This window comes from Devosia yakushimensis (assembly GCF_030159855.1).
GTDB classification, from domain to species: Bacteria; Pseudomonadota; Alphaproteobacteria; order Rhizobiales; family Devosiaceae; genus Devosia; species Devosia yakushimensis.
This window is the reverse complement of sequence record NZ_BSNG01000001.1, coordinates 1-14,872: the sequence shown is the minus strand read 5'-3', so window position 1 is coordinate 14,872 and position 14,872 is coordinate 1. Positions and strand designations below refer to the sequence as shown.

The following is a 14,872-nucleotide window of genomic DNA, read 5'->3' as shown; positions in this document are numbered from 1 at the left end:
CGTCTAGTCCAGCGGGCGGACGCGCAGGGCAAGATAGGGCTTGCCGGGCAATTCCACGGCAAAGGCCGCATCGGGCTTGCGCTGGCGGAGCACCGCGCCATGGCGGGTTGGGTGGTTTTCCGGTGCTGATACGATCTTGGCCGGCGTCACCGTCATGTTCCAGGTGTCGATGATATCGGCCTCATATTTGCGATCGTCCTGCGGCAGGCCACCGGCCCAGATCACCGGCTGATGCTCGCCGAAATAGATCCAGGTCACATCGCCATCGCGCGAACCCGAAATGCGGTTCCAGGGGAACGTGCCGTCCTTGTTGAGCGGCTCGAGGCCATGAGTTGCGTCCTGCTCCAGGAGGTCCCGCAAATAGCCGATGCGCTTCCAGGCCTCACCACGCAATTCGCCGCCCTTGGCCCACCAGATCAGATCTTCGGGATGGCTGAAGGTCTCCCCATGCCCGGCATAGCCGCCGCGCAGCGTGGTAATCCAGAATCGATGGGTCAGCTCCTGCGCCGAGATATTGCCCCAGGACTGGATGATATTGCCCTCATATTCCGGCTCATCATTGACCACGGGCTTGCCATAGGCCTCGCGCCATTCCCCGGTCCGCTTCACATCCCAATGCTGGATGCAGACATGGCTGACCCATGGCTTGCGATGGTCATAATTGGCGGCCGGATCGCCATTGTGGATCGAGCGAAGATGATTATAGGGGTCGTTTTCCTCGATGATATGGAAGTAGCGGTCCCACTGCGCCATCGGCTTGGTGTCGAGCAGGAAGTCATATTCATTGGCCAGCGACCACCACACATTGCGATAAGCGGCCAAGCGCGCGGTGAGATAGGCGAAATAGCGGTAGTCCTGCTCCGGGCTCATGTCGCAATAGCCCCAACGGTCATAGGGGTGCAGCATGATGATGTCGGCTTCGATGCCAAGCTCGCCCAATGCCGCGACCTGATTTTCGAAATGCCGGAAACTCTCGGGATTGGGCCGGTCGAAATCAAGCTTCCCATCCGCGCCGCGCTGGTAGACGTCATGCAGCGGCTCATTGACATTATAGGGATAGTCCTTGGGGAACACACCCATCCGCATCTTGTTGAAGCGGGCGGCCTTGAGCGTATCGAGCGTCTTCTGCTGCTCGCTCAGCGGCTGGTGCGTCCAGGCATAGCAGGTGGTGCCGAAGGAGAGGAACGGGGTGCCATCGGCATAGGCGAAATGGAATTTGTTGGCGACGCTGACCGGGCCGTGATTGCCCTTGCGCGCGGCCGTTACGGTGAAGTTGCCGGTCTTGCCATCCAGCGCCGGGGTGGCCGATTTGGTGACGAAGCTCCAGGCGCCTTCATTGTCGGGCATGAAGCGAATTTTGTAGACGCCGTTCCCGTCATAGAAACCCGGCACCCGCACCTTGCGGCTGTTCTGCGAGAAATCGGCTTCGAACGCCACATCAATGAATGGGTTGCCTTCAGCCGGCCCGCTGAAGCTGGCTTCATAAACATCCCATTTGGCGACGGATTGATCGGTCATATGCTCTCTCCCACGCAAGATGTCTCCGCCGGCCGGCAATAGGCCCGCCGCGAGCATTCTTGCTCATCGATTTTCGAATTTTATCGAATATTGCGATTTATAGAGCAAGTTGCCGGCAAACTGTCAAGCTCCGCTGACGAGCGCAATTGCTTCGGGCGCAAACCGAACGGACCGCTGCAATCGCTGCACGGCCAGGCTCCGAATCGAGAGAAAAAGCGCCTAGGACGCGATCATCACCACAATGCCCAGCGCCTCGAAGCGCGCCCTGTCGGCATCGGCAATACCGGCATCGGTGATCAGGGTATGCACCAGACCCACCTGGCCGAGCGAGGAAAACGAAGTGCGGCCGATCTTGGTGGAATCGGCCAGCAGGACGACCTTCGAGGCCGCCTTGATCATGGCCTTTTTGACATAGATGTCGCCCAGGGCCGGATAGGTCAGCCCCGCTTCAAAGGAAATGCCTGCGGTGGCCAGGAACAGCGTTTCGACAAAGATGCCTTCGAAGAATTCGCCCGACTTTTCTCCGCTCAGCGACAGGGTCGGCGCCTTGAACTGCCCGGCCGGCATATGCACGGTATTGGTCGGATTGGCGCCAAGCAGCAGCGCGATATTGAGGGCATTGGTGACGACATTAAGCCCTTGTCGAGCCACGAGATTATCCGCCAAGGCGGTGGTCGTCGAACCGGAATCGATGATGATCGAATCGTAGTCATGCACCATGCCGGCAGCCAGCAGGCCAATGCGCCGTTTGCTGTCGATGTTTTCCATATGCTGCAGCGACATGGACTGAACTTGCTGGGCCACTGACTTCAGGAAAGCGCCGCCATGCTCGCGGGTCACATGGCCTTCCAGCTCGAGCCGCTCCAGATCCTGGCGGACCGTCGCTTCGGACACGCCGAACGCCGCCGAGAGATCGCGCACCCTGGCGCTGCCCTCTTCCTGCAGCCATTCGAGAATTTTCATGCGCCGCGGCTCGGCCAGCAGCGAGACCCGGGGCGCTTCTGCGCCCTTACGCCGCCCGGGACGCGTCCGATCCGCAGATTGGTTCGCATTGTCAGGCATATCGCACTCCCTCGACTGACCTCTGGCCTACATGAAACGCCAGCAATTGGAAACGCCCGCACCACGCGATCCAAGGAAAACAGGGGATTTCCGGCTTGGCCACATGCGACCTCCGTCCAGCCCGCGACCGCTTCGCAGTCATCTCGCCAGATAATTCAGCAGAAATCGACATCAAAAGAAATGATTCAGCAAATTTGCGGGCCCTGGCTAGTTCCCCGGCGTCAGCTCGTCCGCAATGTGGATGCGGATGATCTCGTCAAAGCTGGTTTCGGCTCGGAACCCCAACTGGCTCGCTCGTTGTGCGTCAAAAGCCCGTGGCCAGCCGGCCACGATTTTGGCGACGACGGCGTCGGGCTGGCGGCGGATCAGTGCGACGGCCGCAGGACCGGCAACGCGCTCAAGCGCCGCAATCTGCTCAGCGACGGTAACGGACAGGCCCGGCATGGTCAGGCTGCGCTGCTGTCCCAGCGGCGCGGTATCCATCTGCGCGGCATGCAGCAGGAAGCCAACCGCCGCCCTGGGGCTGGCGAACCAATGCTGGACACTCTCCTCGACGGGCAGGATTGCCTCCATGCCTGCCAGCGGCTCCCGGATGATCCCCGAAAAGAAACCGGATGCCGCCTTGTTCGGCTTGCCGGGACGGACGGCGATGGTGGGCAGACGGATGCCAACGCCGTCGAGAAAACCCCGCCGCGAATAATCGGCGAGCAACAGCTCGCAAATGGCTTTTTGTGTGCCGTAGCTGGTGAGGGGTGTGTGCTCGTGGCTATCGCCGATCACGGCGGGAAGCGGCTCACCATAAACGGCGATGGATGAGGTAAAAACCAACCGCGGCCGATAGGGGCCTTTTGCGCCTTCGAGCCGGATGGCCTCGAACAGGAACCGCGTACCATCGAGATTGATACGATAGCCCTTTTCAAAATCGGCCTCGGCTTCCCCGGACACGATTGCCGCCAGATGAAAGATCAGGTCAGGCCTGGCCGCAGCCAGGGCTGCAGCAGCACCGGGCTCGGAGAGGTCGGTTGCGAGGGTAGTGATGGCGATATCCGCGGCCGGTTTTGCAGGTGCAATGATATCGGCCAAAACCAGGCTCTCGATGGCCTGACCACCCACCTGCCCTGCCGCCAGCAGCGCCGCCGTCAACTTGCGGCCCACCATGCCCGCCGCCCCGATCACCAAAACCTTCATGCCATCCTCCTGCTGGTCGCTTCGCAGCATGGTAGGGGCGATTCTGGCAATTCGGACGAAAAAAATCGGCGCCCGAGGACGCCGATTTCAGATTATTGCCGTCAGATGCCGCCTAGAAGCGATAGCGAACCGTGCCGCGCACTTCGTGAGCCCAGACATTGTCGAGGCTATAGGGATAAGCCGGCGCGTCATTGGCAACCGAATTGATGTAGAGGGCGCGATAGCCGATATCGGCGACTACCTGGCCGAAATCATAGCCAACGCCAACCATACCGGCGGCCGCGAAGCTGGTATTGTCACCGCGCGTGTCGGGCGCGCCTGGGCCGTTGGTGATGATGTCGTTGAAGGCCACACCAGCGCCGGCGCCGACATAACCGAAGGCACCGCCCGCAGCGCCGTAACCGCCGCCGCCCAGACCGAAGTCATAATAGGCGTTGGCCAGGAGGATCGTGGAGCGCAGCGACAGCTTGTGCTGGCCATTGGCCAGGTTGGCCGAGCCGGCAATGGTGGTGGAAAGCTCGTCATTGCCGAGATAGTCGGCGGTGACGTCAAAGCGCAGACCCGTGCCGGTTTCGTAGCCCACGCCCGCGCCGACCGAATAGCCGAAGCCCCAATCGTCCGTGGCGAACACCGTATCCGGAACGCCACTGGGGTGGTTGACTTCCTTGGCCCAGAGGCCATTCACACCAGCGCTGCCGCGCAAGTAAAAGGCGCCCTGCACCCCATAATCTACATCCGGAATCTCGATGGGCGGATAATAGGGCATGTCGGCTGCCAGCGCCGGGGCCGCCACAATAGCGGCTCCTGCCACCATGACCGCAGCGATGAGCTTGTTCATGAATTTCGTCCTTGGGTTGCCACGACACGAGTCGATTGTTGGCAAATATCGGACAATTTCCTTAAAGCCCGATTAACCTAAAGACTTAACCCTAACGTCAGTATAATGGGCGGGATCTGACAGTCATTGCAGGGCGTTACGCAGACGACATCCAGGTTTGTCCCGCGAAAGCGAGATCTCTGTTTACCTAGGAGGCAGCGTTAAGCGGAGATTCCCGCTTTCGCGGAAATGACTCCATACTGGCACGGGATTGAAACTCTTGGGCCGTTGGCCTCAGGCGACCTGCAGAATTGCCGCCTCGACCTGCCCCACGACGGTCGAAACCAGTGCCGCATCATCGGCCTCGCCCATCACCCGGATAACCGGTTCGGTGCCCGACGCGCGGACCACCAGGCGCCCGCCCTTGCCGAGCATGGCCTGACCATCGGCAATGGCCTGAATGACCTGCTTATGCTCCAGCGGCTTGCCGGATTTGAATTTGACGCTGCGCAGCAATTGGGGAACTTTTTCGAAACGCGCACAGATTTCGGAGATCGGCCGTTCCTGCTGTTTGAGCACGGCCAGCAATTGCAGCGCCGCCACCAGGCCATCGCCCGTCGTGGTAAAATCGGACAGGATGATGTGGCCCGATTGTTCGCCACCGACATTGAAGCCCTTGCTACGCATGGCTTCGAGCACATAGCGGTCGCCAACCTGGGTGCGCTCCAGCGTCAACCCCAGCGAGAGCAGATAGCGCTCCAGGCCAAGATTGGACATGACGGTGGCGACGATTCCGCCACCCACCAGCATTTCGCGCTCCATCCAGCTCTGGGCGATCACGGCCATGAACTGGTCGCCATCAACCACATTGCCCTTTTCGTCGATGATGATGACGCGGTCGGCGTCACCATCGAGCGCGATACCGATATCGGCGCGCATCTCGCGCACCTTGGCGGCCACGGCGTCCGGAGCGGTGGAGCCAACCTTGTGATTGATATTGTAGCCATCGGGCTCGACGCCGATGGTGATGACCTCAGCGCCCAATTCCCACAGCGCCATCGGGGCAACCTTATAGGCGGCACCATTGGCGCAATCGAGCACCACCCGCAGCCCGCTGAGATCGATATTGCGCGGCAGCGTGCGCTTGGCATATTCGACATAGCGGGTGCGGGCTTCCTCGTCGCGATAGGCGCGGCCGATATTCATGCCATGCGCCAGCAACTTGGACGTGTCGCTTTCGATCAGCCGTTCGATTTCCAGCTCCAGCTCGTCGCTGAGCTTGTAGCCATCGGGCCGGAACAGCTTGATGCCATTGTCGTCATAGGGATTGTGCGAGGCCGAGATCATAACGCCCAGATCCGCGCGTAGCGAACGCGTCAGCATGGCAACGGCCGGCGTCGGCATCGGGCCGAGCAGATAGACATCCATACCCACGGCGGTAAAGCCGGCGGTCAGTGCCGTTTCGATCATATAGCCCGAACGGCGGGTATCCTTGCCGATCACCACGCGATTACGATGATCGCCGCGAACGAATTTGGTGCCAGCGGCCATGCCGACCTTCATCGCCAGTTCGGGGGTCAGCTTGCTGCCATTGGCAAGCCCGCGGATACCGTCGGTGCCGAAATACTTCCTGACCATGATCTGTCCTCGCACTCGTCTCGAGCGAATAGTTTTAGCGTGCAACCTTTAACAGCGCTTAACGCAAATAGCGGTGCACAGTAAACGCGGAAAGGCCGCCTTGCGGCGACCTTTCCAACTGTTCCGGTGGCATTTAGCTGCCCGGCTGCGGCTCCAGCCCGCCTTCCGGCGGTGCATCGGGGCGCTTCTTGCCCGACTTGCCGGCCGAGGGCACACCCGATGCCTTGGGCGCAGCAGGGCCGTTATCGTCCGGACGAACCGGCTGCTTGCCTTCCATCAGAGCGCGCAATTCATCGCCAGTCAGCGTCTCGTATTCGAGCAAGGCCTGCGCGATCGCCTCCCACTCGTCGTGATAGGTGGTGAGGATTTCCTTGGCCGAAGCCTCGCCATCCTCGATCAGCTTGCGCACTTCCTGGTCGATGATGCGCGCGGTGTCGTCCGACATGTTGGTCGACTGCGTCACCGAGTGACCCAGGAACACTTCCTGATCGCTCGACTTGTAGCGGACGCGGCCAAGCTTCTCGCTCATGCCCCATTCCATGACCATGGAACGGGCGAGGCTCGTCGCCATCTGGATATCGCCGGAAGCACCGCTGGTGACCTTTTCCGGGCCGAACTTGATGATCTCGGCCTCGCGGCCGCCGAACAGCATGGTCAGGCGCGCCAGGGCCTTTTCGCGGGAGAAGGAATAGCTGTCACTCTCTGGCAGGGTCATGACCATGCCCAGGGCGCGGCCGCGCGGAATGATCGTCGCCTTGTGGATCGGGTCGATGCCCGCAACCTTGAGCGCGATGATGGCGTGGCCGGCTTCGTGATAGGCAGTCAGCTTCTTCTCATCCTCGGACATGGCCATGGTGCGGCGCTCGGCGCCCATCATGATCTTGTCCTTTGCGTCTTCAAACTCGGCATGGGTGACGAAACGCTTGTTGCGCCGCGCCGCCATCAGGGCCGCCTCGTTGACGAGGTTCATGAGATCAGCACCCGAGAAGCCGGGCGTACCACGGGCGAGAACCTTGAGATCCACATCGGGCGCCAGCGGCACCTTGCGGACGTGAACCTTGAGCACCTTTTCGCGGCCCGACACGTCGGGGTTCGGCACCACGACCTGACGGTCGAAACGGCCCGGACGCAGCAGGGCGGGATCGAGCACATCGGGACGGTTGGTGGCGGCGATCAGGATGATGCCTTCATTGGCTTCAAAGCCGTCCATCTCGACCAGCAACTGGTTGAGGGTCTGCTCGCGTTCGTCGTTACCGCCGCCGAGGCCCGCGCCACGCTGGCGGCCGACGGCGTCGATTTCGTCGATGAAGATAATGCAGGGCGCATTCTTCTTGGCCTGCTCGAACATGTCGCGCACGCGGGACGCGCCGACACCGACGAACATTTCAACAAAGTCCGAACCCGAAATGGTGAAGAAGGGCACATTGGCTTCGCCGGCGACCGAACGAGCCAGCAGCGTCTTACCAGTACCCGGAGGGCCCACAAGCAGCACGCCGCGCGGAATACGGCCGCCCAGACGCTGGAACTTGCCGGGATCACGCAGGAATTCGACGATTTCTTCCAAGTCCTGCTTGGCTTCGTCCACACCGGCGACATCCTCGAACGTCACCTTGCCATGGGTTTCGGTGAGCAGCTTGGCGCGCGACTTGCCAAAGCCCATCGCGCCGCCACGGCCGCCACCCTGCATCTGCCGGATGAAGAAGAACCACACGCCGATGATGACGATGAAGGGCAGCCAGGAGCTGAGCAGGATCGACCAGAACGGGCTCGATTCGGGGGCGCGAGCGGTGATCGACACGCCCTTGTCTTCGAGGCGACTGATCACGTCAGCGCCATCGGGCAAGACGGTTTCAAAACGCGTACCGTCATTGAGCACGCCCGACACCACATTATTGGTGATGGTGACGGACTGGACGCGGCTGGCTTCCACATCAGTAACGAACTGGCTGTAGCTCTTGTCGGAGACCGAAATCGAGCGGGTCGACGACTGGAAGACCTGGAACAGGCCCATCAGCATGAAGAGTATGACTAGCCAGATGGCGAAGTTGCGGAAGTTTCCGTTCATCAATCCTGTCCCGGAGAAGCCGGCCAAATGACCCGGCCAGCAGTAAGGCCGAATGTATGTCCGGCATTGGGGCGTTACAAGGGCAAGACCTGCTGTCCTTTGGGCGCTCCGTCCAGTCATAATGTCGCGATTGGGTTAATACGCGGTGGCGGAGTGGAAAGTTCCACAGGGATTTCGGCGGAGTGCATCTCCGCACATCCCCTCCATGTTCGACATCTGCTCCCCACCACCGCTTGTGCCGGACTGTTGTGGGGCGCCCCAACCCCACCACCTCGCCAAGTTAAACTTGACTATATGGATCATAAATCTAAACAGAGCGCGGGAGGACGTTTGGAGACTGAGCATGCGTATTTTTCCGGCCCTTGCGGGCGCCCTTCTGTGCCTCGCTATGCTGTCGGCCGCCATGGCCCAGGAAACTGTAACCGTCACGGACGATCTTGGCCGAACCGTTGAAATCCCGGCCCATCCGAGCCGCATCGCCAGTCTCGATGACCTGCGCCTTTCGGTTCCCCTGATTGAATTGGGCGTCTTCCCGGTCGCGAGCCATGGCCGGCCCTCGGACAACGGCCCCTATATTCGCGCCAGCAAGATTCTGACCGGGGTCGACTTCGACAATAGCGGCATCGTTTTCCTGGGCAATGACCTCGATATCGAAGCACTGGCCAAGGCCGAGCCCGACCTGATCGTGACGCTGGCCAGCCGGGATTCCCCTGTCGACCAGCTCGAAAAGATCGCGCCGACGCTGGTTTTCGATCCTGCGGTATCGGATTATCTGGGCATTTATGACCGGCTCGCCGAAATCACCGGCACCCAGGCCAAGCTCGATTTCCTCGAAACCCGCTATGCCACCCAGCTCGCCCAATTGCGGCGTCTCGTCGACGCGCCCAGCATAACAGTGTCGGTTATCTCGGGCTCCGATGGAGCAATCTCGGTCCTGCACACCTTCGGCAGCCTCGGCATCGTGCTGCGCGATGCCGGCTTTGCCTTCCCCGCTGTCTACGCCGACATTGCCGAAGGCAGTGAAGTCGAGCTCAGCGCCGAATATCTGCCGCAGGTCGATGCCGACATCATCTTTGACTCGTTCCGCGCCGACCGGAACGAAACGCCGGCCGATGCCAGGGCCCGCATGAGCGAGGTCATCGAGGGCTATTGCGAAGCGCTGTGGGCCTGCAGCAACGGGCAATATGTGATCCTGCCGCGTGAGGAAATCTACGCCATTTCCTATGAAGGGCTGAGCACGGCCATCAACATGATCACGGCGCTGATGAGTGCCCAGGACCTGCAGCTTAGGCCCTAGTCGATCAGCAGCTTGACCGAAATGCGCTCGTCGAACGACCAGCCGCCCAGCGACAGCACGCCCCCCTCCGCGTCGCGGACAATGGGGGCGGTGCGGATGGCTTCTGCCGGCGCGGTCACCTTGAAACCGAGGAATTCTTCCAGCCGGTGGCGCGGCAGATAGTCCGCGACGCTGGCGGTGAGGCCGCTTTCGTCCGAGCCATTGATGATCAGGAATCGCTCGTCCCACACCAGTTCAGCGTGGGGCAAAAGGATCGCATCAGCGGGCACGGCGCGACCCGGCTCGCGGGCGATAACCACCGCATCGTCCTTGAGGCGGATGACACAGCCCAGAACCGTGGTGGACTTGGGCAGCATCCCATCGGCAATCGACTGGCGGAGCCGTTCGACCTGCCCCAGCGCCCGAGGCTTTTGCCGACCCCCCACAATATTAAGGACGCGACCCAGCACCCGCACAGAGACGGCAGGGCTCAGACCAATGAAACTGGCCAGTTCGATCCGCGCCGAACCGAAGCCATCGAGCCGCACCATGGTCGCGAAACGTTCCTCGGCCATCTGCGCAATCGCCGCATCGGCCTCCGCCATGCGCTCGGCAAAAACCCCGATCGTCACCGCGTCAAGACCTAGCACCGCCAATTGGGGCAGCGCCTTGCGCCAGCGGACGCGCTCATAATGATCGTCGCTATTGGAAGGGTCCTCGGCTGGTACGAGCCCCGCCGCATCCACCACGGCGCGCAGCGCGGCCGGATCAATGCCGAGCAGTGGCCGGCAGACACGGACGCCCTCGACATTGGCCATTTCGGCCATGCCCTTCAGCCCCTCGATACCGCTGCCATGGGCCATGCGCATCAACACAGTCTCCGCCTGATCATGGCGGTGATGCGCGGTAAGGAGGATATCGACGCCGTCCTTGGCCATGGCCTTCCCGATCAGCCGGTAGCGAGCAGCGCGGGCCGCTTCCTGCAAGCCGGCAGCGGGCTTGGCATCCGTCCATTTAAGTCCGGCTGCCGCAATGCCGAGCCGTTTGGCTGTTGCAAGCACCATGGCCACCTCTGCGGCCGCCTCGGGCCGCAGGCCATGATCAACCGAATAGACATGCAAGCGGGGCGCATTCCCGCGCTCACTGGCCCAACGTTGGGCCAGCACCAGCAGTGCGAGACTATCCCCGCCCCCCGACACCGCCAGCCCGATCGCCTGTTCTGCGGCAACCATTGCAAAGAGCCGGTCAAGCCCTGCCGCATCGTCAAGGCTTGGGGTCATGCGGGCGGGCATTCGGCCTTGGTCTTTTCCTCGGCCAGCTTGCCTTTGACGGCATCGGGCAGCGCGGCATAGCGGCGGTCGATTTCAGCAAAGGTGCGGCAGGCGGTTTCGCGCTCCCCGGCACCCGACAGCGACATGCCCAGCTTGAGCAGCAATTCGGGGGCCCTGGGACTATCCGGCGCCTTCTGGAAGGCATTGAGCAAAACATCGGCCGCCTCGCTATAGGCCTGCCGCTGCAACAGCGCATCGCCCAGCCAATTGGCGGCGTCGGTAGCCTGCGGATTGTCCGGATAAAGTTCGATGAATTGGCTGAACTGATCCTCGGCAAAGTCATAGTCGCCGCGGGCCAGCGCCTCGTAACCGGCGCGGAACTTTGCGTCGGCATCGGGATTGCCCGATGGTCCGGCAGCCGGATCGTAGCTGAGATCGAGCGGCTCGCCTGTCGTCAGGTCCACGCCCCCGGTCCGCCCGGTGCCCACCAGCGGGTCGCTGGAATTGCCCAGATCGTCCATCGGCACGCTGCCATCATCGAATGTGGGGTCGAACTCGGCTTCCCCGGGCAACGGCTGCACGCCCTGCTCGGGAATATCGGTCATGGGCACATTGGATTCGTCATTGGCTGGGGCCTGCGGCAACGCCTGGGGCTGCGTTGCACCGCCCTCCTGGGTTGCCGCCTCAGGTTTTCCCGCCGCACCGCCTTCGAGCGCCCGGAACCGCGCTTCGCTGTCATCGCTCAGGCGCTGCACCAGCGTCTGCATCTGGGTGAGCTGGAACGTCAGGCCTTCGACCTGGCCATTGAGCGAGCGGATCTGCTCCTCGAGCTGCTGGATGCGCAGCATCAATTGGGCCGTATCATTGGCCTGCGCCACCAGCACGGGCGGCGTTTCATCGCTCAGCGTGCGCCCCACCAGCGCAGGCGGGGAAACCGGCAATGCGGACTGGGCAAGGGCCGGGGCCGCAACCCCGAGGGCCAGCACCGTAGCCAGCGCCAGCCGGGCCTTGAAATCAATACTCGTCGTCAAAGCAGTCAGCCTCCAAACACGTCGCGCCTGCGCAACGCAGCATGAACTTTGCTAGGCACGCGAATAAAGACAAATTTTGGTCAAAAGAAAGCGCCCGGGTCCTTTAGTAAGGGCTCCGGGCGCTCTTGCCTCCAGTTTGCACTGGATCGCTTCGGCCCCGCCAGGCGGCAGGGCCGGTTTTGTCTTACTGGACCACAGTAACCGCGCGGCGGTTCTGGCTCCAGCAGGAAATGTCGTTACAGATGGCCACCGGACGTTCCTTGCCGAAGGACTGGCTGGTGATGCGCTGGCCATTGACGCCCTTGGAGGTCAGGTAATTGACCACGATGGAGGCGCGGCGGGCGCCCAGGGCAATATTGTATTCGCGGGTGCCGCGCTCGTCGGCATGGCCTTCGATCATGATGCGGTAGTTCGAATACTGGTTGAGCCAGGCGGCCTGCTTGTCCAGCGTGGCCATGGCGGTCGGGGTCAAATTGCTCGAATCGGTTTCGAAGAACACGCGGTCACCGACCGACACCAGGAATTCCTGCTGGCTGCCCGGCGCGCCGCCGCCCGGACCGAGATTGCCGACACCGGTCGGCATCGCATTGGGGGTGCGGGAACAGGCCGCAATCGCGACGACGAAGAGCAGCATTGCGAATGCGCGCAACGCAGTGTTGAGGGGTGCGGAAATGGCCAATGGAGGCTCCTGAAAGGCTACAATCTTAAGCACGGCATTTACCGCGCTTATTCTTAAGACCGCGTTTGCGTGTCTGGTTAATGTTTGCCTATCCGGGCACAAATGTGGCGGAAATCCGGGCTTTTTCGTGATGGTGCAGTTCCGCCACAGGGCGCCCCGCAGATCACGTTAAGGTTAAGTCACGCACTGTTGCCCTTCTCCTCTTGCGGCGGAAGGGTAACAGACTGTGCACGTTGACACCGCAATTGGTGTCATTTCCCCGCCGAGCCTAGCTCCGCAGCCCCGACCATGCCGGATCGGATGCATAGCCATCGGTCGGGATAGTCAGAAGATTGCGGCCCCAGATATCGATGCTCATCAGGCGCGGGCCGTCATTGCCGCCCGGGTCCTGGAAGAACATGATGACCCGGCCATTGGGTGCCCAGGTCGGGCCCTCGGCATGGAAGCTCGAATAGAGCATGCGTTCGCCCGAGCCATCGGGGTTCATCACCCCGATATTGAACTGGCCGCCGGACTGGCGGGTAAAGGCCAGCAAATCGCCCTTGGGCGACCAGACAGGGGTCGAATAGCTGCCCTGGCCGAAGCTGACGCGCTGGGCGTTGCCGCCGCTCGCGCCCATCATATAAATCTGCGGCGAACCACCCCGGTCGCTTTCAAAGGCGATGCGGCTGCCATCGGGCGAATAGGAGGGGCCGGTATCGATGGCTGCGCCCGAGGTCAGCTGCATGGGCTGACCGCCCCCGGTGGCGACCGAATAGATATTGGTGGCGCCGCCCTGCTCCACCGAAAAGGCCACCGTGCCGCCATCGGGCGAGAAACGGGGAGCAAAGGTCATTGCCCCCACCGCGGCCAGCTGCTGCTGGCGGCCGCTCGACAGCTGCAGCAGATAGACCTGAGGATTGCCACTGGCAAAATTCATATAGGTCAGCATATCGCCATTGGGCGAAAATCGCGGCGTCAGCGCCATGGAACTGCCATCGGTCAGGTACTGCGAATTGGCGCCGTCCTGATCCATGATGGCCAGGCGCCGCACGCGATTGGCCTTGGGACCGCTTTCGGCCACATAGACCACGCGCGTATCGAAATAGCCGCCACCCCCGGTGAGGTTGGCATAGATGGCGTCGGAAATGATATGGCCGATGCGGCGCGAGGAATTGGGATCGGTATTGTAACTGGTGCCCACGACCTGGGCCCCCTGCCGCGTGTCCCACACGCGCACCGAGGAAGAAATCTGCCCGCCGCGCTCGACACTGCCCATCACCAGCGCATCCACATTGGCGGTGCGCCAGGTGTTGAAATCGGGCGTGGCGTTCACATCGCCCACCTGTACGGGCAGCGAAGCCGGATCGAGCGGCTGGAACAGGCCTGAGCGGCGCAGATTGTTGCGCACGATATCGGCGATCTCGCGCCCGAAAGTGGGATCGGCCGAAGCGAAATCGGGAATGGCAATCGGCAGCGGGCGGAAATTGGCGCCCTCGACCGTGATGTTGAGCTGGGCATTGGCCTTGGCCGCGGCGGCCATCGCCACGCCACCAGCAAGACCGAGCTTGAGGGCATTGCGCCGGGTGAGAAGGGTCATTTCAGTCTCCGTTCCTGCCGTTCGCCGACAATGCTGCCAGACAAAGGCGCTTCCAAGATGTCACGGCCGCAACGTGACGTTAATATTCTGCCATTGGTCATAAGTATTGGCCGATAGCATGTTGTAGGGTCCGCAACCGGCCACCGCGCTCACCGCCTTCTGGGCGATGCCGATGGCTTCGGGTTGCTGGCTGACCGAGACGATCCGCGGCACATCGGCCAGCGAACCATCCTGTCTGAGCCGCATATTGACGACGACTTCGGCGCCGCTCGCTTCCTCATTGGGCAGCAGGTACCAGCACTGCTTGATCTTGGCGACCAGGGCGCCGATCTCGGTCTGGCTGAGCGTAGCCGACGTGCCGGTGGTATCGCCCAGCGAGGGCGAGCCGCCCTGCCCGGTCGTGGCGCCGGTCGAATTGTCCCGATTGATGATCGAGGAAATGTCGTCGGCCAACGCGGAATCGAGCTGCGACGGCTGGGGCGGGCGCGGCGACTGGGTCGGCGTGGACGGCGCCGGCTGCTGTGCGGCTGCCTGGCGACGCCGTTCCTCTTCCTCGCGCCGGCGGCGTTCGGCCTCGGCAGCGGCGAATTGCTGGCGCAATTGATTGAGGTTGCTCGGACGCGCGGCGGGCGTCGGCGCGGCCGGTTGAGGCGGCTGCGGCGTGGGTTCTGGTTCCGGCTCAGGTGCCGGCTCGGGCTCGGGCTCCGGTGTCGGCTCCGGCGTTGGCGTGGGAGCAGGCTCTGGCTCC

General features: G+C 62.1%; 12 protein-coding genes. 1 reads left to right on the top strand and 11 read right to left on the bottom strand.

What is annotated here, in order from left to right; all coding sequences use genetic code 11:
• Nucleotides 1–3 precede the first annotated feature (3 nt).
• The 6 genes from QQL79_RS00060 to ftsH all read right to left on the bottom strand — a co-directional run bounded on the left by QQL79_RS00060 (nt 4) and on the right by ftsH (nt 8,288).
• The gene (locus QQL79_RS00060; RefSeq protein WP_284386728.1) at nt 4–1,518 is read right to left on the bottom strand and encodes a DUF5060 domain-containing protein; all 1,515 of its coding nucleotides are present in this window, start codon (nt 1,516–1,518) and stop codon (nt 4–6) included.
• A 219-nt stretch (nt 1,519–1,737) separates the two neighbouring features.
• Complete coding sequence (locus QQL79_RS00055; protein WP_284386726.1) at nt 1,738–2,580, bottom strand: DeoR/GlpR family DNA-binding transcription regulator; 843 nt, start codon at nt 2,578–2,580, stop codon at nt 1,738–1,740.
• Between the two features lie 207 nt (nt 2,581–2,787).
• Nucleotides 2,788–3,768 (bottom strand): D-erythronate dehydrogenase, encoded by a 981-nt coding sequence (gene denD, locus QQL79_RS00050; protein WP_284386724.1) that lies wholly within the window; start codon nt 3,766–3,768, stop codon nt 2,788–2,790.
• A 112-nt stretch (nt 3,769–3,880) separates the two neighbouring features.
• Nucleotides 3,881–4,606 carry an outer membrane protein gene (locus QQL79_RS00045; RefSeq protein ID WP_284386722.1) on the bottom strand — a complete coding sequence of 242 codons (726 nt, stop codon included), beginning with the start codon at nt 4,604–4,606 and terminating at the stop codon, nt 3,881–3,883.
• 273 nt (nt 4,607–4,879) lie between these two features.
• Entirely contained in the window at nt 4,880–6,223 is a 1,344-nt protein-coding gene (glmM, locus tag QQL79_RS00040) for a phosphoglucosamine mutase (RefSeq protein ID WP_284386721.1), read from the bottom strand.
• A gap of 133 nt (nt 6,224–6,356) precedes the next feature.
• Nucleotides 6,357–8,288 carry an ATP-dependent zinc metalloprotease FtsH gene (gene ftsH / locus QQL79_RS00035; RefSeq protein WP_284386719.1) on the bottom strand — a complete coding sequence of 644 codons (1,932 nt, stop codon included), beginning with the start codon at nt 8,286–8,288 and terminating at the stop codon, nt 6,357–6,359.
• Between the two features lie 343 nt (nt 8,289–8,631).
• On the opposite strand from ftsH, the gene QQL79_RS00030 reads away from it, so the two are divergent.
• The gene (locus QQL79_RS00030; RefSeq protein WP_284386718.1) at nt 8,632–9,585 is read left to right on the top strand and encodes an ABC transporter substrate-binding protein; all 954 of its coding nucleotides are present in this window, start codon (nt 8,632–8,634) and stop codon (nt 9,583–9,585) included.
• Here QQL79_RS00030 and tilS read toward each other — a convergent pair.
• The 5 genes from tilS to tolA all read right to left on the bottom strand — a co-directional run.
• Nucleotides 9,582–10,844, bottom strand: a complete 1,263-nt coding sequence (gene tilS, locus QQL79_RS00025) for a tRNA lysidine(34) synthetase TilS (RefSeq protein WP_284386716.1) — start codon at nt 10,842–10,844, stop codon at nt 9,582–9,584. The genes QQL79_RS00030 and tilS overlap by 4 nt on opposite strands.
• The gene (ybgF, locus tag QQL79_RS00020; RefSeq protein ID WP_284386714.1) at nt 10,841–11,866 is read right to left on the bottom strand and encodes a tol-pal system protein YbgF; all 1,026 of its coding nucleotides are present in this window, start codon (nt 11,864–11,866) and stop codon (nt 10,841–10,843) included. The genes tilS and ybgF overlap by 4 nt, the downstream gene beginning before the upstream one ends.
• Nucleotides 11,867–12,050: 184 nt before the next feature.
• Nucleotides 12,051–12,539 carry a peptidoglycan-associated lipoprotein Pal gene (gene pal / locus QQL79_RS00015; protein ID WP_113120222.1) on the bottom strand — a complete coding sequence of 163 codons (489 nt, stop codon included), beginning with the start codon at nt 12,537–12,539 and terminating at the stop codon, nt 12,051–12,053.
• 274 nt (nt 12,540–12,813) lie between these two features.
• Nucleotides 12,814–14,124 carry a Tol-Pal system beta propeller repeat protein TolB gene (gene tolB, locus QQL79_RS00010; protein WP_284386712.1) on the bottom strand — a complete coding sequence of 437 codons (1,311 nt, stop codon included), beginning with the start codon at nt 14,122–14,124 and terminating at the stop codon, nt 12,814–12,816.
• 60 nt (nt 14,125–14,184) lie between these two features.
• Nucleotides 14,185–14,872, bottom strand: a 688-nt coding sequence (gene tolA, locus QQL79_RS00005) for a cell envelope integrity protein TolA (RefSeq protein ID WP_284386708.1), incomplete at its 5' end; no start/stop codon positions are given.

Bases quoted from the DNA above. Each gene is read 5' to 3' on its own strand.
- QQL79_RS00060 (WP_284386728.1), bottom strand. From the start codon at position 1,518: ATGACCGATCAATCCGTCGCCAAATGGGATGTTTATGAAGCCAGCTTC.
- QQL79_RS00055 (WP_284386726.1), bottom strand. From the start codon at position 2,580: ATGCCTGACAATGCGAACCAATCTGCGGATCGGACGCGTCCCGGGCGG.
- denD (WP_284386724.1), bottom strand. From the start codon at position 3,768: ATGAAGGTTTTGGTGATCGGGGCGGCGGGCATGGTGGGCCGCAAGTTG.
- QQL79_RS00045 (WP_284386722.1), bottom strand. From the start codon at position 4,606: ATGAACAAGCTCATCGCTGCGGTCATGGTGGCAGGAGCCGCTATTGTG.
- glmM (WP_284386721.1), bottom strand. From the start codon at position 6,223: ATGGTCAGGAAGTATTTCGGCACCGACGGTATCCGCGGGCTTGCCAAT.
- ftsH (WP_284386719.1), bottom strand. From the start codon at position 8,288: ATGAACGGAAACTTCCGCAACTTCGCCATCTGGCTAGTCATACTCTTC.
- QQL79_RS00030 (WP_284386718.1), top strand. From the start codon at position 8,632: ATGCGTATTTTTCCGGCCCTTGCGGGCGCCCTTCTGTGCCTCGCTATG.
- tilS (WP_284386716.1), bottom strand. From the start codon at position 10,844: ATGACCCCAAGCCTTGACGATGCGGCAGGGCTTGACCGGCTCTTTGCA.
- tolB (WP_284386712.1), bottom strand. From the start codon at position 14,124: ATGACCCTTCTCACCCGGCGCAATGCCCTCAAGCTCGGTCTTGCTGGT.